Here is a 22,664-nt window from a genome sequence, read left to right on the forward strand (position 1 = left end):
TGACGTATTTTTATGTGCATATTGACAACTTTATTTATTTTCGCTGTCATGTTTTCGCCATTTTACACAAAAAAGCGCACATGTATACCATGTGCGCTTCAATGTATTCATTATACCCTATTATATACAGCTTGTCTACTGTCCTATGATTCTGACTGCACAGAGCGGATCTCTGTAGAATGCAGAGGATATCTTGATACCGGTCTCCTCTGTGCTGGCATGTACTATCATTCCGTCTCCGATATATATAGCGCAGTGCTCTATAGAGCTGTCTCCATAGAAAAGTATGTCTCCAGGCTCAAGACTTGAAGTGTCTACTCTTGTTCCATACTGTGACTGTGCTCCCGCTGAGTGTGGAAGTGAATATCCAAACTGAGCGTATACAGCCATGACAAAGCCTGAACAGTCAGCTCCATCCGTAAGGCTCGATCCGCCATATACATATGGATTACCCACAAACTGTGTTGCAAAGTTCGCAAGGTCTATTCCTGTCTGGCCGCTCGGTGCCACTACATTGTTCTGTGAATCGTCTGAATCGCTGCTGTCAGATGATGTGTCGTCTGATGTATCCGATGACTGATCTGCAGAATCTGTATCCGGCTGATCTGGCGTGTAGGAATCATCCTCTGTGCTCTGGCTGTCATCTGATGCGTCCTCAGCTTCTGCCTCGTCTGCGCTCTCCTGTTCCTGTCTTGCCTGCTCCTCTGCCGCCTTTTCTTCCGCAGCCTTCGCATCAAGCTCTGCCTGGATCTGCTCCATGGACTTGGCAGTTGCAAATGCATATGTATCATCTACAAATTCAGTGCTGACATAACCATTCGTCTCGTCGTCAAGTGCTATCTGCACCCATTTGTCATCCTGTGATATGACATCAAAGCTCTGGCCTGATCCAACCTGTGTTATACAGTCGGAGTTCACATCAGCCTCTGTTCTTACGTTGAGTGTCTCTGTATTGACAGTTACCTGCTTCGGACAGTTCGCCTCGGCATAGGCTCCCGCATCATCTCCAAAAAGAAGCAGGTCATTCCTTATGTATCCTGTACAGTCACCTGATGTGACCTTGGTCCACTCCTTGCCCTTCTTCTCTATGGTTGCTATTCCATTGTTCCCTATGATACCAACTACATCTGAATCAGTTCCGGCTCCCGATCTTATATTCACATAATCCTCGGTGGCAACAAGACACTTATCCTTGAAATCAGGATATTTCACCTTGTTCTCTTCGCTTGTCTTGTCCTTCTTGGTCTCCGCAGCATTCTTTCCTGCGGATGCTGTAGTCTTCTGTGCATCTGTGGACGTTGCCGCCTTTGCAGCATCGCCTGCGTTTTTATCATTGCCCGCAAGGGTGTTAGCATATCTGTCAAATGCAGATGAAATACCTACAGTTGAATCGCTGTATATCTGTCCCGCGCTCACCGTTCCTATGGAAGTGGTGATCATCATTCCTGCCGCTGCAGCAACAACTATAGTCTTCTTAAATGACTTTGCTTTAGACATTATAAAAAACCTCCTGTGCTGATCTTAACGCAACAATTATTACATCTTTGTTACAAATCTATTGTAGTATAGCAATAATGATTACATTTGTCAACACAGGAGGCGTTGTTTTATACGTTTATATTTATTTTTTGTTACATATTTGTTACATGTACTAGTTTGAAATTACAACTCCATCCTCGCCATTTACAGTAACTATAGAGCCCGACTTAAGGATCTTAGTCGCGTTCTGTGCACCCAGGATAACAGGTATGTCACGGCTGAGTCCGACTATGGCAGCATGTGAATTGCCCCCGTTCTTCTCACACACGATCGCAGATGCAGTCTTGAGCTGATCCATGATCCTGTTGCTGGTCTCATTTATGACGATTATGTCTCCATCCTTATAGTTCTTGATGAGCTCATCCTCTGACTCGCATACACAGAGCGGTGCGGTTGCAGATCTCTCATTTATAGAGAAGCCCTTTACAAGGATATGTCCTACAACGTGTACCTTTATCAGGTTTGTCGTGCCGGTCACGCCAAGTGGGACTCCGGCGGTGATTACAGTCACCTCACCGTCCTTAACATAGCCGTGCTTCTTTGCCGCATCAACAGCATGCTCGAAGAGATCGTCAGTGTTGTTCTCCTCACCTATAAGAAGAGGCTGAACTCCCCATGAAAGATTGATCTGTCTGGCAACCTTCTTAACAGGGGTACATCCGATGATCGGACATTTTGGTCTGTACTTTGAGAGCATTCTCGCTGTCTTTCCTGACTTGGTAACAGTGATGATGGCTGCCGCTGCAAGGTCTATGGCCGTTGTACATGTCGCATGTGATATAGCACTCGTTATATCAGGATTCTGCACCGCATCCCTGTTGAAGAATCTCTTGTTGTAATCTATGTCTCGCTCTGCTCTCTCTGCGATGGTCTTCATGGTGTGAAGAGCCTCAACCGGATACTTGCCCGCTGCGGTCTCTCCTGAGAGCATGATTGCACTTGTTCCGTCATATATGGCATTTGCAACATCTGTCGCCTCTGCTCTGGTAGGTCTTGGATGTATCATCATGGAGTCAAGCATCTGTGTAGCTGTTATGACCTGCTTGTCCGCATTGTATACCTTCTTGATGATCATCTTCTGGATGATAGGCACATCCTCAAGAGGTATCTCAACACCCATATCTCCTCTTGCGACCATGATTCCATCGGACACTCTGATTATGTCGTCTATATTGTCAACGCCCTGCATATTCTCAATCTTGGCGATGATATTGATATTGTCACACTCATACTCGTCAAGGATCTTCCTGATCTCAAGTATATCGTCGGCTGATCTTACAAATGATGCAGCGATGAAATCGAAATCATTCTCAATACCAAAGATTATATCCGCCCTGTCTACATCGCTTATGTATGGCATGGTGAGGTTAACTCTTGGAACATTTACACCCTTGTGGTTTGATACAGGTCCGCCATTCTCCACGCGGCACACGATATCTTTATCAGTAACCTTCTCTATCTTCATATTTATAAGTCCGTCATCGATGAGTATGGTATCTCCCGGCTTGACATCGTTCACAAGATTCTTGTATGTAATGGATACCTTTGCCTGGTCGCCCACCACATCCTCTGTCGTCAGTGTAAATGTCTGTCCTTCTACGAGTTCAACCTTGCCCTCCTTGAAGTCCCCAACCCTTATCTCCGGGCCCTTAGTATCAAGCAGTGTTGCAACCGGAAGTCCAAGCTCCTCACGAAGCTTCTCCACTCTGTCCTTGTTCTTCCTGTGCTGGGCATGATCACCATGAGAAAAATTGAATCTGGCAACATCCATACCCTCGATCATGAGCTTTCTGAGCACCTCATCATCGTCCGTCGCCGGTCCCAATGTACAAATTATCTTTGTCTTTCTCAAATTCATATGAATACTCCTCCTACTGTTTTATATATTGTATTTGAATGTGTTCTATAATTATTTACCTTTGCTCATACTGGGCAAATTCCTGCGCCAGATCATTCTGTTCTACCTGTGCCGGACCTTCCTGTGGATCGTCATCTGGGGTATTCTTATGATACTGCGATACAGCGGCAAATATGTATATCACAGATATGAAAAGCGCCAGCATCCCCATCGTTCTCTTCGCCGGCCATATGTATGTTGCAATGACCATCATGAGGAAATACCATAATAACCTTATATATATGGCAGATTTGTAAATAGTGCCAAATGATACCTCTATCTTCTTCATGGATGCCGCTATCAGTCCCGCTACCGTTATGAGCAGTGACCAGAACAACGTGAGCACAAATCCAACAATTATCTGAAATACCCATGCAAGCACAAGCACTGGTGTGTCGAGCTTATTTATGAGATCGATCACATCCTGCTTTGTAACAGCCTTGAATCCATATGTCTCATTCAGGGATTCATATATATCCTTACATCTTATGATCTGTGTTTTTCCTGAGTTATATGTGAGTATCTCATCCGCTGATATGATGAATACGGTACGATACCCGCCGTCTGCAGCAAGGTCTCTTGCAACAGCTTCATCCACTTTCGTCTTCGATGTGTCGATCTTTATGTAGGACATGTTCTCATCATCCGACCAGTCGAATATCCCATCGTAGTAAAAACCATCTCCGGTCAGTGAAAAATTCTCCATATTCCGGTCTATCCTGTCCGCAAACCTTCCGCCGCCAAACAACTGGTTATATGGAATAAAGAATATCACCAGATAAGTCAGTGTGCTCATGATAAATGTTATCAGCATCGCCGATGACATCCGTCCAAATCGTCCATTTCTGTAATAAGCTTCCGGTTTTACGACACCTACGAACATGTTCTTCAGCGCGCCTAAAAATCCAACTCTTTTTTTATCATCCAACAGTTATTGTCCTCCAAATTTCATATGCCTGCTAATTATAACATAGACTTTATGTATTTAATATGAAAAACATCAACCTTTACCGACTTTTTTCTTGTTTTTCATTCAGGCTTTATGTTTTAGCTGGATTTTAATAAGCATTTTGTAATATATTCGTAACAAATCAGTGCAGTTTTATTGACTTTTCATAGCGTACATTATATTATGTAAACTGTGCTAAAAACTTTTTACAAAACGGGAGGAATTCATGATTATCAGAAAATTTACCAGGATAATTCTGGGCGCTGCTCTGGGTATAAGTGTATTCGCATTTGCCGGCAACGTGCCCGAAACAGCCTATGCCGCAGACATGTCCGACATAAGCGTTACATCGACGAGGGAGGATGTACAGCAGGTGGTGGACGATGGAAACTTCCACTACACAGAGCTGGACGGTACAGAGATCGATCACATATACGAGTTGTATAATAATGATCCCGAAACCATCAAACAGCTCCAGCGTCAATCCGATTACAACGCCACCGGCGATATAGCTACGCTGAGTGCCAGATATACCCACTCTTCCATGTTTGATGGCTACAAAGTCATCAAGGGCATAGACGTATCCGAGTGGAACGGCGACAACATCAACTGGAAAAAGGTTAAAGCCGCAGGAATATCCTACGCATTCATACGTGTGGGCGGACGCTACTACGGTTCAGGAAAATATTTCATCGATTCTACATACAAGGATAATATCAAAAATGCACTGAATGCAGGTGTTGACGTGGGTGTGTACTTCTACTCACAGGCCATCAGCACATCGGAGGCCAAGACAGAAGCCAAATACACTACCGACCTGATCTCAGGCTACAACATAACTTATCCCGTTGTCATGGATTATGAATACGCATGGGAAGATGGAGGTCTGAGCGGTCGTCTGTACAACGCCCACCTTTCCAAGAGCGCAGCTACAAATGTCATAAAAGCATTCTGTGCGGCAGTTGAATCAAAGGGCTACGTAGGCATGATCTACGCCAGCAAGACTGTCATCACAGACGACATGAACGCATCTTCGATCGCACAGTCATATCCTATATGGAATGCCCAGTACAACGACACGGACACTCTCACAGTGAAACATTCATACTGGCAGTACAGCGACGTCGGCAAGGTGTCAGGAATCAGCAATGCAACTGATATGAATTTCAGATATGTCAAATCTCCTGCCGCGCCTTCATCTCTGACACAGTCAGCGTGCACAGACTCCACTATCACACTGACATGGACGAAGATCCCTGAGGTCTATGCTTACCAGATCGTGCGTTACGACAGCTCCGAAGATAAATACGTCTCCGTGGGAACTGCCAAGGGTGCCGGAACGACTACATTTACAGATAAGAATCTTCAGGACGGTAAAAAGTATACATACAAGGTACGCGGATATTACAAATTGAGCTCAGGAGCCATCTACGGAACCTACTCAGCAGAGTGTACCGGTATTACAATAGCTGATACCATAGAGAACTTTGCGGCTACAGTTACAGCGCCTACATCTGTAAAACTTTCATGGTCACCTATCCCTGCAGCAACAGGATACAGAGTATACAGAAGCAACGGTTCATCAGGCAGCTACGAGACGATTGCCACGACCAATTCTCCTGACGACTGCGACGTTACCGACAGCCAGCTCAATCCTGGCACAAAATATAACTACAAGGTACGCGCATACACAACAACTGATACCAACACCATCTGGCACGTTCTGTCAGATGCCAAGACCATAACCACCGACCCAGGCGAGGTTACAGGGCTCAAGATCACTTCAGCCTACACAAGCTCACTTACACTGAAGTGGAATAAGCAGGAAAATGTTGACGGATATATCGTATATGTATGGGAGCCATCCAATGCTACTTGGACAAGGCTTGCAAAGATCTCTTCCAAGTCTACTGACACATACACACACAAGGGACTTCCTCATTCAACCGAGTACAGCTACACGGTATGTGCATATTACAAGAAAAATGGAACATACCACTACACAGAGACAGCCAGCGCAGTGAGCGGATTTACCGGACCTGCTGTTCCTTCCCAGATCGCAACCGCATCAAGGACAGCCAAATCCGTGACCATAAGATGGACACAGATTTCTGATGCCACGGGCTACACGGTATACAAATATAATACGTCCAGCAAGTCATTTGAGCAGGTGGCACGTATCAGCGGAAGCAGCAACAGAACATACACATTTACAGGACTTAAAGCCGGAACAGAATACAAATTTGGAGTGAGAGCATACACAGAGCGGAATGGATTCACAGGCTTCAGTGACCGCAAGGATTTCAGCTCCTGCACTCTCCCGGCAACCTTTACATCATCCTTCAAATACACACCACTTGGATCGCAGAGATTCCTCCAGTGGTCAAAGCTGTCATACGCTGACGGCTACATCGTATACAAGTATGATCAGAAGGCAAACAAATACACAAGAGTTAAGAAGATAACATCCAACAAGACAAATTTCTGTTTTGTTCCTAGCCTCAGAAGAGGCTACGGTTACCGTGTTCTTGCTTACATGAAGTACAACGGCAAGATATACTACGGAGCAATGTCAAATGCACCGGTCAAGAATACATCTCTTACCGGAACGATCACTGACAGCAGCGTAAACCTCCGTGCAAAGGCCGGAACAAACAGCAGAGTAGTCAGAACGCTTGCAAGGGGTTCAAAAGTCAAGATCTCCGGCTATGCAAAGTCTGGAAGATATATCTGGTATAAGGTCACATACACCAGAGGCTCCAGAAAATATACCGGCTATATAAGATCTGATTTCATACGTGTCAAGTAATTCTTATACTTATAATTAAAATAGGGAAAAGCATACATACTTTGTATCTCCTGCTTTTCCCTATTTTTTTATATTTTTTCTCAATATTTTTCTCATGCAGGCCCTTTATTAATAATATTTTAATAATCTTTTTGTAATATAATTGTAATATTTGTATTAGGAGGCTTACATGAAGACAAAACGATTACTTAAACAACTTTTCACTATTTCTCTTGGAATGTTTATATTGGCTGCGGCAGATAATATCTTCCACTCTGCCACAGTATATGCGGCCGACACAAGCTCTATATCTACAACCTCCACAAAATCTGAGGTCCAGGAGGTTGTGGATGAAGGTAACTTTGACTACACTCAGTTGAGCAATGCTGAGATCGACCACATCTATAGTCTTTACGGCAACGATCCTGAGACGATAAGGCAGCTGCAAAAGCAGTCAGACAGCGCTAATCCTTATGGTGTTGCCACGCTCTCATCGACAACATATACACACGCATCCCAGTTCAAGAACTCCACTGTCATGAAGGGGATAGATGTATCGGAGTGGAACGGTTCCATCAACTGGAGCAAGGTAAAATCCAGCGGCGTTACATTTGCCTTTATCAGGGCTGGAGGAAGGTACTATGGTTCAGGTGCATATTTCGTCGACTCTAAATTTGCTGAGAATGTCAAGAATGCAACTGCGGCAGGGATTGATGTCGGAGCGTACTTCTACTCTCAGGCCATAAACGCCACCGAGGCCAGGCAGGAGGCGGCATACACCTTGAACATCGTATCCTCTTACAACCTTACACTTCCCATCGTCATGGACTACGAATACGCATGGGAGGGTGGACTGACCGGCAGGCTCTACAATGCGCACCTGTCCAAAAGCGCTGCCACCACGGTCATCAACACTTTTTGCAGTACAGTGGAAGCAAGTGGCTACGTGGGCATGCTGTATGCGAGCAAAAGTGTTATAACCGATGACATGAACATCACCAGTATAAACAACAAATACCCAATATGGAATGCGCAGTACAACGATTCAGACACGCTGACCACCACTCATTCATATTGGCAGTACGATGACAACGGAACCGTCGCCGGAATAAGCTATCCGACGGATCTCGATTTCAAATATGTAAATACACCGGCAGCACCTACAAAACTCACATTTAAGTCATCGACCAGCTCATCCATAACTCTCACCTGGAATAAGGTTCCTGAGGTATATGGTTATCAGATAGTGCGTTACGATGAGGCCGAAGGAAAATATGTGTCGATCGGAACAACAAAGGGGGCCGGCACTCTGACCTACACTGATAACGGTCTCACCAGCGGTAAAAAATATACCTACATGGTGCGCGGATACCATAAATTAAATACCGGCACTGTATTCGGGGCTTACTCGCAAGAATATAGCTGCACCGCCACCTATGCAGAGGCTGTAACTGCATCGACAGATCCTGAACCTCCAATCTTCGATACCGCCCCGGACATGCCTACCCAGGCCGCAATAGCAGACAGGACTTCCAGTTCCATTAATGTCCGCTGGAGCAAGATTTCCGGAGTCACAGGCTATTTCGTGTACAAATACAACACGTCCACTGGTAAATATGACAGAATTGCAAGATGCATAGGCGACGAATCCAGAAGTTATAACTTTACCGGACTTTCTCCCGCCACAACATACAAATTCGGCGTGAGGGCGTATTATGAATACAACGGTGCGATCATGTACAGCAACCGCCTGGAGTTCAGCAAATGTACAAAGCCACGAACCTTTACATCTTCATTTAAGTATACTCCTCTCGGTTCGTATCGCTATCTGCACTGGCAGAAGCTTTCAAATGTATCCGGCTACATCATATACAAATATGATATTGCCCATAACAAATACACAAGAGTAAAGAAAATATCCTCTTACAAAACAACCAGTTGTATACTTCCTGCTTTGAAGAGTGGCTTCGGCTACAGGATTCTTGCATATAAGAATGTCAATGGTTCGATAGTATATGGCGACATTTCAAAAGCTCCCGCAAAAGCCAGCTCATTGAGCGGAACAGTCATTGACAGCCAGGTCCGTCTCAGGGCAGGGGCAGGAACCAACAAACGTATCATCCGGGAACTTGCCAGAGGATCAAAGGTCAAGATCAGCGGCTGCAAATATTCCGGCAAGAATGCGTGGTATAAGATCACTTACACCAAGGGCTCAAAGAAATACACCGGATATGTAAGATCCGATTTCATAAGAATAAACTAGTCTTAATTCAAACAACAAAATAGGCATCATACCTGATCAGGTATGACGCCTATTTTGTATCTATCATAATGATCGCCTGTTAGCGGAAACTATTTCACAACCTTGAATGAAGCCTTTACATAGCCATCTGCATAAAGCACAAGCTCTCTGCCATTGCTGCCCCACATGAGCTCTTCCTCTGCGTATGAAGGCTCTACAAACTTAACGTCAAGTCTCTTCAGGTCCTCGTGTGCACATGCTGCTGTGCGGAGGAGCAACATTCCCTGAACTACAGGATGGTCTGTGAGGTGGATCTTATTCTCGTCTCCTGTCTCCTTGCTGAATGCATAAACCTCTTCCTTTGTAAATGTATGGAAAGGCTTCTCATCCTCGTACTCAGCCTTCTCCACTCTCTTGATATCCTTCTCCTTGTCAGACGCCTTTACAAGTGTGATGGTCATCTTCTCAACAGGAGTCTCCTCTCCATCTACTTTACCAAGTATTGAGAGTATGTACATGAAAGCATTCTCCTTCACATCGCCATACTCATATGTGATACTGTCGGCAGCCTCTGCCTTCTCTCTGTCCACCGTGTAGGATATCTTGCCTATGAATGCGCCCTGATATGTGGATGCATCCATGTCTGTCATCTTTGTTCCAAGTCCCATGATCCTGTCATAAATCTTCATATAATTCTCCTTCTAAAACTTATTCTGCCTGTTATATTCTCTTATTTGCGTGCAGTTAATCCTTCTCATCCAATTGCCTTGCGCACGGAGCACCCACTAATGTCTATGAATGTTTTCTGTCCGTGACAAATCCGTTTCTTCTTATCATGTCAAAGTCAAGGTCAAATGATGTGCCATCGGTGGTCAGGAAGTCACCGCTTATGACCGCATTTGCCCCGGCTGCAAGTGCAGCCTCGCCGTTGTCCTCATATCTTCCTCTTCCGGCCGCAAGCCTTATCATGACTTTTGGCATGACAAATCTGTATACCGCTATCGTTCTGACGTACTCCTCCTCAGTGAGAGGTGTCTTGTCATAGAACGGCGTTCCCTCCCTCGGATTGAGGAGGTTCATCGGAACCGAATCCACGCCAAGCTCTCTGAGTTCAAATGCAAGTGCCACCCTGTCCTCAAGTGTCTCGCCCATGCCGAACAGACTGCCACTGCACACCATGAGTCCCGCATCCTTTGCAGCGCGTATTGTCGCCTTCTTCTGTTCCTGTGTGTGACTGGTACACACCTCCGGGAAATATGCCGGAGAGGTCTCAAGGTTGTTATGTATCATCGATAGTCCCGCACCCTTAAGCTTCGTGAAGTCCTCCTGATCCAGCAGGCCAAATGACGCGCATATGTTGATATCCACATTGTCGTGTATATCCTTGACCGTTTTCTCAGCAAGCTCGACCTCACGCTTTGAAAGTCTCCTGCCCTCAGCCACAAGGCAGTACCTGAAGCTTCCCTTGCCACAGTCAATCGATGCACCCTCAGTAACCGCTTCTTCACCCAGAAGATTTATCTCAGGTACATCCTTCTTCGCTATCCTGGACTGTGCACAGTATCTGCAGTTCTCTGTGCATCTGCCCTCCTTCACGCTTATGACCGAGCACACATCGCACCGGTCTCCGCAGAAATGCTCTCTTATCTCATTTGCTGAAGCCGCCAGTATATCCAGATCCTCATGTGCAAGCTTTAGAGCCTCATCATATGTGATCTCCGCTCCACCATTCAACACGCGGTTCTTAAGCTCCTCTACATACTCTCTGCCCATATGATTCCTACCTCTTTTCTGTAAAGTTCCCAGTTTCATCTGGTCTTCAGCCCTTGTGTATGTAAATCACCGAATCTGCCGGATGTCTGCAGTGTCTACCGCCCATCTGACAGTTCATATGTATATATGGAAAGAGCCTGCCACCGGCAGGCTCCCCCATCTGTATATAACTCTCTATATCTTTCACAGATATTTAGTATCAGCTATTTATCTTGTGTTCTCTGTTATGTCTCCAAATGATCACATTAGGATTACAGCGCAGCCTTGATCTGCTTGTAGATACCCTCTGCATCAAGCTCGTACTTGTGAAGCAGTTCCTTTGCAGGGCCTGACTCACCAAATGTATCTCTCACACCGATCCTTGTCAGCTTTGTAGGACACTTCTCAGCAAGCACCTCTGCAACAGCACTTCCGAGACCACCTATGATGGAGTGCTCCTCAACTGTGAACACTCTTCCTGTCTTCTGAGCTGTCTCAGCGATGATATCCTCATCGATAGGCTTGATAGTGTGGATGTTGATGAGTTCAGCATCTATACCGTCAGCAGCGAGCATATCCACAGCCTTCACAGCCTCAGATACACAAAGTCCTGTAGCTATGATAGATATGTCCTTGCCGTCCTTGAGCTTAACCCCTTTGCCGATCTCAAACTTGTATGTGCTCTCATCATTGAGTACTGGAACTGCCAGTCTTCCAAATCTGAGATATACAGGTCCAACATACTCGTATGCAGCTTTCACTGCTGCTCTTGCCTCTACATCATCACATGGGTTAATGACAACCATGCCCGGGATCTCTCTCATGAGTGCGATATCCTCACAGCACTGATGTGTTGCTCCATCCTCACCTACTGAGATTCCTGCGTGGGTTGCACCGATCTTCACATTCAGATGTGGATATCCGATAGTATTTCTCACCTGCTCAAATGCACGTCCTGCAGCGAACATTGCAAATGAACTCATAAATGGAACATATCCGCATGTTGACATTCCGGCAGCTATTCCTGCCATGTTCGCCTCCGCGATGCCACAGTCAACGTGTCGCTCAGGATAAGCTTTCTTAAAAATAACTGTCTTGGTTGCCTCTGCAAGGTCTGCATCTAAAACAACAAGATCATCGTGCTCCTTTGCGATCTCTACTAAGGCATTGCCATAGCTCTCTCTGGTTGCGATTGCTTTATTCTCTATCATAATGCTGCAGCCTCCTTCTCAAGTTCTTCCATGGCGATCTTGTACTCTTCTTCATTCGGAGCCTTTCCATGCCAGCCGGCCTTGTCCTCCATGAATGATACACCCTTGCCCTTGATCGTGTGGGCGATGATCGCTGTAGGCTCACCCTTGTGGGACTTTGCCTCAGCAAATGCCCTGTCGATCTCGTCAAAGTCATTGCCATTGATATTGATAACATGGAAGTTGAATGCTTTGAACTTCTCATCTATAGGATATGGTGAACATACATCCTCAACCGTTCCGTCAATCTGAAGATTGTTGTTATCTACTATAACGCACAGATTGTCAAGCTTTCTATGTCCTGCGAACATAGCTGCCTCCCATATCTGTCCCTCCTGGATCTCTCCATCACCGCAGAGACAGTATGTTCTGTAATCCTTGCCCTGCATCTTGGCTGCAAGTGCCATACCTACTGCAACTGAAAGTCCCTGTCCCAGTGATCCTGATGACATATCCACTCCTGGAGTGTGCTTCTTGTCAGGATGTCCCTGAAGGTAAGATCCAACATGTCTGAGTGTCTTTAAGTCTTCTATTGGGAAAAAGCCTTTTAACGCAAGTGCTGCGTAGTAGCCCGGAGCTGTGTGGCCCTTTGAGAGCACGAATCTGTCACGATTCTCGTCCTCAGGATTCTTAGGATCCACATTCATCTCCTCGAAATAAAGATAAGTAAACAGGTCTGCTGCTGATAATGAGCCGCCTGGATGTCCGCTCTTTGCATTGTATACACCTATAACAATGCCCTTGCGAACTTCTACAGCTTTTTTCTGAAGTTCTAATTTGTTCATCTCATTCTCCTTTTAACTGGATACTGTATTTGTATCATACAGAGCCATTATAACATAATTTCTTCTATTTAGAAGTACGTTTTTACATGCATTTTTCAAGAAATATTACAAGGTTTTTTCAAGGTTATCTGTGCATTTCGACCAAATATACCTGCATGGGTGTCCGGCGGATCATTGTATTCACTTTGTCCGCCTCGCAACGCACCTGTCCACGTATCAGCCACTGATCCACTCATACAGTATGCCTGCCATCTCCCTGACATAGTATGTCGGAAGCAACCACCATGCAGTGCTTCCGGCTATGGATCCCGTCTCTATGCCCTGTTTGTCCGCTATACGCTTTGCCCTGTACTCGTGGAATTCATTTGTCACTATATTCATCTTGTCCGGCAGTCCGTTCTGTCTGATGATCTCAGCCGAAAACTTTATGTTCTCCCTTGTGGACGTGGACTTGTCTTCCAAATATATTCTCTCCGGAGCAATTCCGTGCTCTGTAAGGTATTCATACATGCACTGTGCCTCCGACATGCTCTCATCTGCGCCCTGCCCACCGGACACAACACATACAGCCTCCGGGTTCTCATCAAGATAATCCTGTGCCGCTATAAGTCTCTCTCTCAGCATAAGGCTTGGACCGCCGCCTCTAACCGCGCATCCGAGCACCACGACTGTGGCATCCTGTTTAGGCTTTACATGAGCCGCATAGACCATGTGATACGTGATGACCACAGCAAGGGCAAGAGCAATGGTTACAAGCGCAAGCACGATACTGAGGCATATCTTTCCTGCTTTTTTATCCCAAAGCTTTCTGACAGATTTGTCTATCTTTGTCCTGAATACTCCATACAATGTGAGAAATGCAAACACGCCTGTTCCCAGCAGGGTTCCTATATTCACATGACAACCTCTGAACACCGGATATATGAACATCAGCATTCCCAGCACGCCTATTATACAGAATATAAATCTCCATATATGATATCCCCGTGTACGCACCGCCACACCATCTTTTTTTATTTCTTTACTCATATCTTCATGGCTCTTCTGAGTCATTTTATCTGTCATCTATTCTATCCTCCCTGTTTTTTCTCTTTTCAGCTTCTTAATACCATTCACACAGAATAACAGTGACATGACTGTTGCTATAGTCCAGCCTATCGGCCAGGCCAGCCATATTCCTGTGGCGGAACCTATAACTCTTGACAGCACTATCGCCAGCACTACTCTGAGTATCAGATCCGTAAACGTCGATGTCATGAATCTGCCCATCATGCCTGTTCCCCTTAGTATTCCATCAGCTACAAGTTTTGCCGATACTACAAAGTAGAACGGCGCCAGTATCCTGAGATACGTGACTCCCGTGTCAAGGGCAAGTCCTGTCCTGTTCTCCATAAATGGATACATTCCATAACGGCCAAAGAAGAAGTACAAAACCGCAAATGGTATGCATAGTCCCCATATGAGTTTTATTCCAGCTTTAAGTCCCTGTCCTATCCTGTCGATCTTACCCGCGCCAAGATTCTGTGCGGTATAGTTGGATATTCCATTTCCAAGTGTTGTAAATGACGTTATGACGAGATTGTTGAGCTTTACAGCCGCCGCATATCCCGCTATGACAGAGGCTCCAAATCCATTGATTACGCTCTGAATAATTATATTTCCGACTGAGATAAAACTCTGCTGAAGTATGCTCGGTATGGCTATGACTGCTATCTTGCCCAGCATGCTTCCCGAAAATACACGGACCTTCCCCTCAGTGCGAACTGCTGCCAGACGTCTGAACACAACTATTATCGCAAGTACAGCGCTCACGCCCTGACAGATGAATGTAGCCCACGCAACTCCATTTACCCCCATCTCAAATATCTTTACAAACAGTATATCAACGGCTATGTTGGACACCGATGAGATGGCTAGGAATATGAATGGTGTTCTCGAATCGCCCAGCGCAGAGAATATTCCTGTCGCTATGTTGTAGAAGAACAAAAATGGCACGCCCAATATGTATATGTTCAGATAAGTAAGCGAATCTCTCATCAGCTCATCCGGGGTATCAATAAGTGCCAGCAGTCTCTCTCCAAGCAGAAATCCAACCAGCATGAGAACCGCCACAAGTACCGCGCTTGCTATGAGAGTAGTCCAGACAGCAGTCTTCATCTCGCTGTATTTCTTTGCCCCGAACAGCTGGGATACTATGACCGAACAGCCTATATTGCATCCAAATGCAAATGCTATGAAAATAAGTGTTATCTCATAGCTGTTGCCGACCGCCGCCAGAGCATTTTCTCCTATGAACTGCCCCGCCACAAAGCTGTCCGCTATGTTGTAAAGCTGCTGAAATATTACACTTCCAAAAAGTGGAAGGCAGAATCTCCAAAGCACGGATTCGGGTCTTCCCACAGTAAGATCTTTGTTCACTTTTTTCCCTTCTTTTCTATAATTTATTCCTGTTTTCGGTTTTATTCTAAACTCGTTCACCCGGCATTACAATAGGCAAAATAGTAAACATCTTCGGCTGAACACCCGTTTTTTTGTACTTATTTCCATATATTTTTATGCATATAAAAACGACAGTACATGCCGAGATGGACATATACTGCCGGATCTTTTTATATTTTAAGTTTCTTGGTAATTACAGTATATCTATGTATTCCCCTGACAGCGCCTTGTTCATCGATCTGACAGCACAGAATTTACCGCACATACTACACGTGTCGCTGTACTCGTCATCAGGCTTTCTGCTGTCCCTGATCTCCTTTGCAGTCTCAGGATCTATGGCACATGCAAACTGTGCATCCCAGTCGAGGACACGTCTCGCATCCGCCATCTTGTCATCTATATCCCTCGCTCCAGGTATCCCCTTTGCTATATCTGCCGCATGGGCTGCTATCTTGGATGCGACGATTCCCTGCTTGACATCGTCTACATTTGGCAGGGCAAGGTGCTCTGCAGGTGTGACGTAACAGAGGAATGCTGCGCCGTTCATGGCTGCGACCGCTCCGCCTATGGCACTTGTGATGTGATCGTATCCCGGTGCTATATCTGTGACAAGAGGTCCAAGTACGTAGAATGGTGCGCCCATACAGAGTGTCTTCTGAACTTCCATGTTGGCTGCAATCTGATTGAGTGGCACATGACCAGGGCCCTCAACCATAACCTGTACATTATGATCCCACGCGCGCTTTGTCAACTCTCCAAGTCTGACAAGCTCCTCTATCTGACATACATCCGTTGCGTCCGCAAGACATCCCGGACGACATGCATCTCCAAGTGATACCGTCACATCGTATTCCTCGCATATATCAAGGATCTGGTCAAAATACTCGTAGAACGGATTCTCATTGCCTGTCATGGTCATCCATGCAAATACAAGACTGCCGCCACGGCTGACTATATTCATCTTTCTCTTGTGTTTCTTGATCTGTTCGATCGTCTTTCTTGTTATTCCGCAGTGGAGAGTCACGAAGTCAACTCCATCCTCCGCGTGAAGACGTACCACATCGATGAAATCCTGTGCAGTAAGAGTTGCGAGATCTCTCTGATAATGAATAACGCTGTCATATACCGGCACAGTTCCTATCATAGCCGGACACTCTGAAGTGAGCTTCTGTCTGAACGGCTGTGTGTTGCCGTGGCTTGACAGATCCATGATCGCCTCTGCTCCCATCTCGACAGCACTCATAACCTTCTGCATCTCGATACCATAATCCTTGCAGTCTCTTGACACACCGAGGTTGACATTGATCTTGGTCCTCAGCATGCTTCCAACTCCCTCTGGGTTTAAACATGTGTGCTTCTTGTTGGCTGGTATCGCTACCTTGCCCTCTCCTACCAGTTTCATCAGCGCCTCAGTGGACATATGCTCTTTCTCGGCAACTTTCTCGATCTCAGGAGTTACTATGCCTTTTCTTGCTGCGTCCATCTGTGTTGTGTAATTCCTCATCTGTTCCTCCAATCTGATCCGGCTTTATAAATCTGTTCCAGATCTAATATTTGTTTCTCTTACACTTTTATAGTGGCGGAAGGTGGTGCCCCCAATCAGCCACTTTAGGGAATATCCCACTTACGTGGGTCCCTCCTTATGAAAAAAGAGACACAGGAATGCGTCTCTTCTTTCTTACATCATTATGTATGTATCAAACGTATCCCTACGGCGGCATTATCCGCATCAGGTTGTGGGTCGAAGCGTTCAGCCTCCTCTCAGCCGGCTAACTCGCCAGCTCCCCATATACTATCCAATTCTCTGACAACAAGTATACCGCTGTCAGATCGTAACATCAACATATTTTTCTGTGATGTTACACCGTATGCTGCAACTCATTACTGATCTGCATCTTTTCTAAGGTCATAATAGTGCGGAATGATATCCTCGTAATGTCCATCCGGCATTCTGAAGCCTCCCGGGATAACGCCCAGCGGAGTAAAACCAATCCTTTTATACAGATGGAGTGCATGTACATTTGATGCTACTACGGCATTGAACTGGAGCACTCCAAAGCCTTTCTTCTTTGCCATGGAGATACAGTCAAGCACAAGCTTTTCTCCTATGTGTTCACCGCGGACGTCGCGTCTCACGGCATAGCTGGCGTTACATATATGTCCGCATCTTCCCACGTTGTTCGGATGAAGTATGTAGAGTCCTACCACCTCACCACTCTCTGCGTTCTCGGCGATACCGGTATATGTCTGCTCTTTGAAAAATGCACCGCCTGATTCCGGTGTCAGGTCTTCCTCCTGTGGAAATGCTACTCCGTCATCAACAACCTGGTTCCAAATTTCTGACGCAGCGACCGCATCTTCTGTCGTGTACTCTCTTATGCTGATATTCATCTGTGCGTCCTCCTATTATGATAATATTTCACTTATATTCTATTTATTCTTTTATCATTCTGTCTGCCTGCTCACTGTGAACATATAAAGCAGTTCAGTGTGATATTGCAATTATCTCCTACAAATCCACAGCCTGCCTCACTTCCCTCTTTTTCCAGCTCACAAAGCCATACATATCATTCGCAAAGAATATGACGAAGTTTACAACTACAGGAATATATGCCGGATTCTCAAGTGACGCGAGAAACCACAAAACTATCAGGATCACATCATTTGCTGCATATCCCACCGCATAATATGACGATCTCAGCATGGTGAGCGCAGCCGCCAGGAAACTTGTGACTATGGATATTGTGCTAAACACTATATTCGGCGTATCAAGCAGCATCAGTATATAGTAGAACAAAACCGTTACAATCACCGTGCTGACAGTGAGCCATATCACATGTCTTCTTGTCAGTTTCTGTATGGCAACCTCACTGCTGTTGCCCTCCGACGGATTCTTGAACCACGTTATGGCGGACCACACCGCCATCGGCATCGTCATCCCGAGGTAGGTTATCATCTCACCCCAGTAGCGGAACCTGAATGATATTATACCGTATAATATGCTGAATACGACCATCAATATCTGCGCCCACACATTTCCTTTTGCAGCAAATATAAGCGATGTCACGCCTATGAGTGCCGCCGCCAGTGTGAGGATGTCCAAATCTGCAGTGAGAAGATTCGATACCAGCACTATAATGAGGGAACACAGCCAGATAAGCCATTCCCGCTTAGTCAGTTCCTTTATTGGATTGTTCATTTCGATCTCTCCTTTTTATCGCCTATCTTTAGCAAACTCTTTTCTAGTTGCCTGAATTTTCAAACAATTCTATTGTTCAAGAAAGTCATTCATCTTCTAATTTCTCTCAGATTTTGACTATATTCTTTCCTGCCCATCTCTAAAGTCTTATTTTCTCCAAATCATCTGGCACATGCAGGTTGCCGCTGTAATACCTTTTGCCCTCTGCCACGTACAATCCTTTTCTATGTGTTATATTTTTATCCTCTGTATGATATAGCAACAGATTCTGAACTTCAATCTTTTCTGCAAGTTCACAGGCATCCTTGACTGTTGAGTGATGTTTCTCGTATGGATCAAATATATCCGCCTCAGAATACAGGCAGAATGCCTCATGGAGCAGCCATTTGCTGCCTCTCGCATACTTCTCCTCACAATCATTGTAAGGCTCGTCTCCGCAGCACGTAATTTTCGCGCCATCACCCATATCCATACAGAATCCAAATTGCTTTGTCTTAGTTGAACCAGTATCAAAAAATGTGACCTTTTTGCCCATTATCTCTTTCGTATCGCCGTCATTCACCTCAACCAGATGAAGTCTGTCACCAATATATACTGTCTCCTTCTTATTAAGAAGTTGCATTGCCATCTCCCTAAGTAAAGCGATGACCTCGTCATGTCCGTATATAACGGCTTCGCCTTCATACGAACCTTTTTTCATATGCTGGCATATCATGCGGATCATCCACACCGCGCCGAGTATATGATCCATATGTTTATGCGTCACAAATATTGTCCTCATGTCCTGCCAGTTAAAACCCGCTTTCTTAAGCTGTGACAGTATGCCGTTACCACCGCCGCCATCCACTAGAAAATGTTCGTCTCCATCTGACAGCACAAAGCATGTATTATAACACTCTGTCACAAGTGCACTTCCTGTTCCAAGCATCGTTATGTCCATACACCCATTCTTCCTTTCCCAAATACTTAATTCGTATAATAAGCACCATCCGCAGACTCATATTAACCTGATTAACAGCTTACTTCTCCGGCTCCTTGCACACATCAACCCAGCCGGCAGCCCCAGATGCATCCTCAAGCTCAGAGATGGTGAGATTCACTGCACTGTGGTCATTGCCCGCCGCAGGAAAAACCCTCTCGTATCTCTTGAGGCTCTCATCAAGGTATACATCTATCCCCAGATTTATTCCAAATGGACACACTCCGCCCGGTGCATGTCCGACAAGCTCCTCCACGCTATCAAATGGCACCATCTTCGCCTTGACGTGGAATCTGTCTCTATATTTCCTATTGTCAACTCTGGCTATGCCCTCGGTGAGTATGAGTACTATCTTGTCATCCTGTATGAACGCCATGGTCTTAGCGATCATGCCCGGCTCAACTCCAAGCGCCTCCGCCGCCATGGCAACAGTTGACGTCGGAGCGTCCATAAGTATGATCCTGTCTCCATATCCTTTATCTTCAAGAAACTTTTCTGCCTTTTCCAGTGACATGGCTGTACGTCCTCCTTGTTGTAATTATCTGTATTCTAGCACTTCATCCATTTTCTTTCCAGGCCGCATCTCCGGATTCTCTGCAACAGGTTCTGGATCGCCGCACCTCGATAAGCTGTCTTATAATCGCCGGCTCCACTGGGGTATCTTTAAACCTTCTAATACTGTGTCTTTTTTCTATGCTATCTCTTACCTCCATAGCTATGTCTGCCTCCGTCTGTCTCCGTAAATATATGTATGTAAACCGTATATTATCCAAAGCATCATAATTGCTGTATATCTATAACCATGCACTCCTCAGATGCCTTAAATCCCATTGATTCGTACAGCGGTCTGCCGCTTTCCGTGGCATCAAGACTTATCTCCGTGGCACCATGTACACGCGCATCCTCTATAAGCATATTCACAAGCTGCCTGGCGATTCCTCTCCTCCGATAGTCCTTTTCTGTATATACATTCATGAGATGTGCTCTCTTTCCAGAAGTATGAGAAAATGTTGGCATAATTTCAATATAAGACATACTGGCACACGCCACACATCTTCCGTCATCGACAGCTACAACAGTTGTCTGATCACCTTCAAGAAAATATCTCCTGCTGTTTGTCACCAATTTATCGTCAAATATATAATCAACTGGAAGATCATTGACTATCCTAAGCATGGACAATCTGACATTCATCAACATATCTATATCGCTCGCGTCCGCCATCCTATATTCCATAATATCCCCCTAATCAGTCCTTGACATTTGCTAACCTCCTGTTATAATAACACAAGTCGGACGGTATGTTGAATATTAATATACCTTGCAAGGTGTTCTGCAGATGCAGGATTCCCGGATGGAACATGAATCGCGATACAATATATCAGAATTTTCATGAGCCAGATAAGATGATTATCTTATCTGGCTCTTTTTTTTGCGGCTGGCAGGTTAATGTGTCCCCGCAATCATGTGCCTTTCCGATTTTCAATTATAAACTTTTTTTATTAAGGAGATTTACAAATGAATCTGTTAAAAGACGATCTGAAAAAGCTTTACTTCAAATTCCTCATTCCTTCCCTTGGAAGTGCCATGGTCATGTCCATATACACCCTGACTGATGCCATCGTCATCGGCAAAGGTGTTGGAGCTGATGCCCTGGCCGCTCTGAGCATCACAACGCCTCTGCTGTGCATACTTATGTCAACCGGAATTCTCTTTGGCGTAGGTGGATCAGTGCAGATGAGCGTGCACAGAGGAAGTGGCAACACAGTCAAATCTAACCGCTACTTCACCGTGTCATTCATGATGATCGCGGCCATCACCGCGCTGCTGTGGATACTGTACATAACATGCATGCCATCACTGCTGAGGCTCATGGGTGCAAATGCCACTCTATACCCATATGCCATGTCATACATGCACTATATAAATATGTTCCTGCCGGTTGCAGTATTTTCCAACTTCATAGCTATATTTGTGAGGGCTGACAATGATCCGAACCGAGCCATGGCAGGCGTCCTGCTGGGCGGAGTGTTCAATATCGTGATGGACATCGTACTGGTATTCCCGCTGAAGCAGGGAATCGGCGGAGCCGCACTTGCCTCTGTTATCGGTATGCTGATCCAGGTACTTGTCGCCTCATCGCATTTCCTCAGCAAGAAGAATGAGCTGCGTTTCATAATGCCACACAGGATCCTGAACAGCATGAAAAATATTGTGACAGCCGGTATCCCGAGCTTTTTCAATGAATTTGCAAATGGATTTATAGTGCTGCTGTTTAACATACAGATATTGAAGTACTGCGGCGAGAATGCCCTGTCCATATACAGCGTCATCTCCAACTGCGTCATCCTGTTCAACTCTCTGTTCACAGGAGTTGGTCAATCCGTGCAGCCTGTGATCTCGACCAACTACGGAGCAGATAACATAAGCAGAATAAAAACCATAAAAAGAATGGCTTACACAACCATCCTGATCATGGGCGTGCTGTTCTCACTTATTGGAATACTTTTTCCACGAACATTGTGCAATGTATTTATAGATATGAATGAAGGCCTTGGTGTCATTGCTGATCTTGGTGTCAGAGCGTACTTCTTTGCATTTGTGCCATTTGGGATCAACCTGATGACCTCCTACTATCTTCAGGCCATACTGAAATCCGGGCAGTCGCTGTGTATATCACTGCTCCGAAACATCATACTCAGCAGCGTGTGTATACTGACGTTCCCAGTTTTGACCGGTGGCAACAGCTTGTGGTTTGCTGCACCTGCGACCGAGGCTGTGACTCTTACTGTCAGTCTGGTATTTCTGGCGCAGGAATCCCAAAGGCAGGGTAGCCATTAAATGT

The 22,664-nt window shown here is 45.4% G+C and carries 19 protein-coding genes and 1 riboswitch; of the genes, 3 read left to right on the top strand and 16 right to left on the bottom strand.

The annotated features are described in order from the left end of the window. Window positions 1-135 precede the first annotated feature (135 nt). From DWX57_RS12740 to DWX57_RS12750, 3 genes are all read right to left on the bottom strand, one after another. Complete coding sequence (locus tag DWX57_RS12740; protein WP_117874608.1) at window positions 136-1,497, bottom strand: C40 family peptidase; 1,362 nt, start codon at window positions 1,495-1,497, stop codon at window positions 136-138. 154 nt (window positions 1,498-1,651) lie between these two features. Next, window positions 1,652-3,397, bottom strand: coding sequence for a pyruvate kinase (gene pyk, locus DWX57_RS12745; protein WP_015533853.1), 1,746 nt, complete (start codon window positions 3,395-3,397; stop codon window positions 1,652-1,654). Between the two features lie 55 nt (window positions 3,398-3,452). Continuing rightward, window positions 3,453-4,364 carry a DUF1189 family protein gene (locus tag DWX57_RS12750; RefSeq protein WP_120124573.1) on the bottom strand — a complete coding sequence of 304 codons (912 nt, stop codon included), beginning with the start codon at window positions 4,362-4,364 and terminating at the stop codon, window positions 3,453-3,455. A gap of 247 nt (window positions 4,365-4,611) precedes the next feature. Between DWX57_RS12750 and DWX57_RS12755 the strand changes: the two genes are divergently transcribed. Next, window positions 4,612-7,194 (top strand): fibronectin type III domain-containing protein, encoded by a 2,583-nt coding sequence (locus DWX57_RS12755; RefSeq protein WP_120124575.1) that lies wholly within the window; start codon window positions 4,612-4,614, stop codon window positions 7,192-7,194. A 169-nt stretch (window positions 7,195-7,363) separates the two neighbouring features. Continuing rightward, window positions 7,364-9,436, top strand: a complete 2,073-nt coding sequence (locus tag DWX57_RS12760; RefSeq protein ID WP_120124578.1) for a GH25 family lysozyme — start codon at window positions 7,364-7,366, stop codon at window positions 9,434-9,436. A gap of 89 nt (window positions 9,437-9,525) precedes the next feature. Here the strand turns inward: DWX57_RS12760 and DWX57_RS12765 are convergent, their stop codons facing one another. From DWX57_RS12765 to DWX57_RS12820, 13 genes are all read right to left on the bottom strand, one after another. Then, window positions 9,526-10,104 (bottom strand): hypothetical protein, encoded by a 579-nt coding sequence (locus DWX57_RS12765; protein WP_118758106.1) that lies wholly within the window; start codon window positions 10,102-10,104, stop codon window positions 9,526-9,528. Between the two features lie 103 nt (window positions 10,105-10,207). Then, the gene (gene bioB / locus DWX57_RS12770) at window positions 10,208-11,188 is read right to left on the bottom strand and encodes a biotin synthase BioB (protein ID WP_118758105.1); all 981 of its coding nucleotides are present in this window, start codon (window positions 11,186-11,188) and stop codon (window positions 10,208-10,210) included. Between the two features lie 251 nt (window positions 11,189-11,439). Further along, complete coding sequence (locus tag DWX57_RS12775) at window positions 11,440-12,378, bottom strand: transketolase family protein (RefSeq protein ID WP_015533848.1); 939 nt, start codon at window positions 12,376-12,378, stop codon at window positions 11,440-11,442. After that, complete coding sequence (locus DWX57_RS12780; protein WP_120124581.1) at window positions 12,375-13,202, bottom strand: transketolase; 828 nt, start codon at window positions 13,200-13,202, stop codon at window positions 12,375-12,377. Before DWX57_RS12780 ends, DWX57_RS12775 begins: the two co-directional genes overlap by 4 nt. A gap of 216 nt (window positions 13,203-13,418) precedes the next feature. Beyond that, window positions 13,419-14,267, bottom strand: a complete 849-nt coding sequence (locus DWX57_RS12785; protein ID WP_120124583.1) for a YdcF family protein — start codon at window positions 14,265-14,267, stop codon at window positions 13,419-13,421. Continuing rightward, on the bottom strand, window positions 14,268-15,620 hold the full coding sequence (locus DWX57_RS12790) for an MATE family efflux transporter (RefSeq protein WP_120124586.1): 1,353 nt from the start codon (window positions 15,618-15,620) through the stop codon (window positions 14,268-14,270). Window positions 15,621-15,834: 214 nt separating this feature from the next. Next, entirely contained in the window at window positions 15,835-17,145 is a 1,311-nt protein-coding gene (thiC, locus tag DWX57_RS12795) for a phosphomethylpyrimidine synthase ThiC (RefSeq protein ID WP_004850265.1), read from the bottom strand. Between the two features lie 185 nt (window positions 17,146-17,330). Beyond that, window positions 17,331-17,439, bottom strand: a riboswitch (TPP riboswitch). 83 nt (window positions 17,440-17,522) lie between these two features. Beyond that, window positions 17,523-18,032, bottom strand: a complete 510-nt coding sequence (locus tag DWX57_RS12800; RefSeq protein WP_120124589.1) for a GNAT family N-acetyltransferase — start codon at window positions 18,030-18,032, stop codon at window positions 17,523-17,525. Window positions 18,033-18,150: 118 nt separating this feature from the next. Beyond that, complete coding sequence (gene pnuC, locus DWX57_RS12805; RefSeq protein WP_120124591.1) at window positions 18,151-18,840, bottom strand: nicotinamide riboside transporter PnuC; 690 nt, start codon at window positions 18,838-18,840, stop codon at window positions 18,151-18,153. Window positions 18,841-18,979: 139 nt separating this feature from the next. Continuing rightward, the gene (locus tag DWX57_RS12810) at window positions 18,980-19,780 is read right to left on the bottom strand and encodes an MBL fold metallo-hydrolase (protein WP_055223193.1); all 801 of its coding nucleotides are present in this window, start codon (window positions 19,778-19,780) and stop codon (window positions 18,980-18,982) included. A gap of 79 nt (window positions 19,781-19,859) precedes the next feature. Further along, window positions 19,860-20,333 (bottom strand): YbaK/EbsC family protein, encoded by a 474-nt coding sequence (locus DWX57_RS12815; RefSeq protein WP_055223190.1) that lies wholly within the window; start codon window positions 20,331-20,333, stop codon window positions 19,860-19,862. Between the two features lie 43 nt (window positions 20,334-20,376). Then, window positions 20,377-20,532, bottom strand: coding sequence for a hypothetical protein (locus DWX57_RS14185; RefSeq protein ID WP_158564628.1), 156 nt, complete (start codon window positions 20,530-20,532; stop codon window positions 20,377-20,379). A gap of 64 nt (window positions 20,533-20,596) precedes the next feature. Continuing rightward, entirely contained in the window at window positions 20,597-21,055 is a 459-nt protein-coding gene (locus DWX57_RS12820) for a GNAT family N-acetyltransferase (protein WP_117874595.1), read from the bottom strand. Between the two features lie 282 nt (window positions 21,056-21,337). Between DWX57_RS12820 and DWX57_RS12825 the strand changes: the two genes are divergently transcribed. Next, the gene (locus DWX57_RS12825) at window positions 21,338-22,660 is read left to right on the top strand and encodes an MATE family efflux transporter (protein WP_117874594.1); all 1,323 of its coding nucleotides are present in this window, start codon (window positions 21,338-21,340) and stop codon (window positions 22,658-22,660) included. The last annotated feature ends 4 nt before the right edge of the window (window positions 22,661-22,664 follow it).

The organism is Coprococcus sp. AF19-8AC (genome assembly GCF_003603115.1).
Lineage (GTDB): Bacteria > Bacillota > Clostridia > Lachnospirales > Lachnospiraceae > Coprococcus > Coprococcus aceti.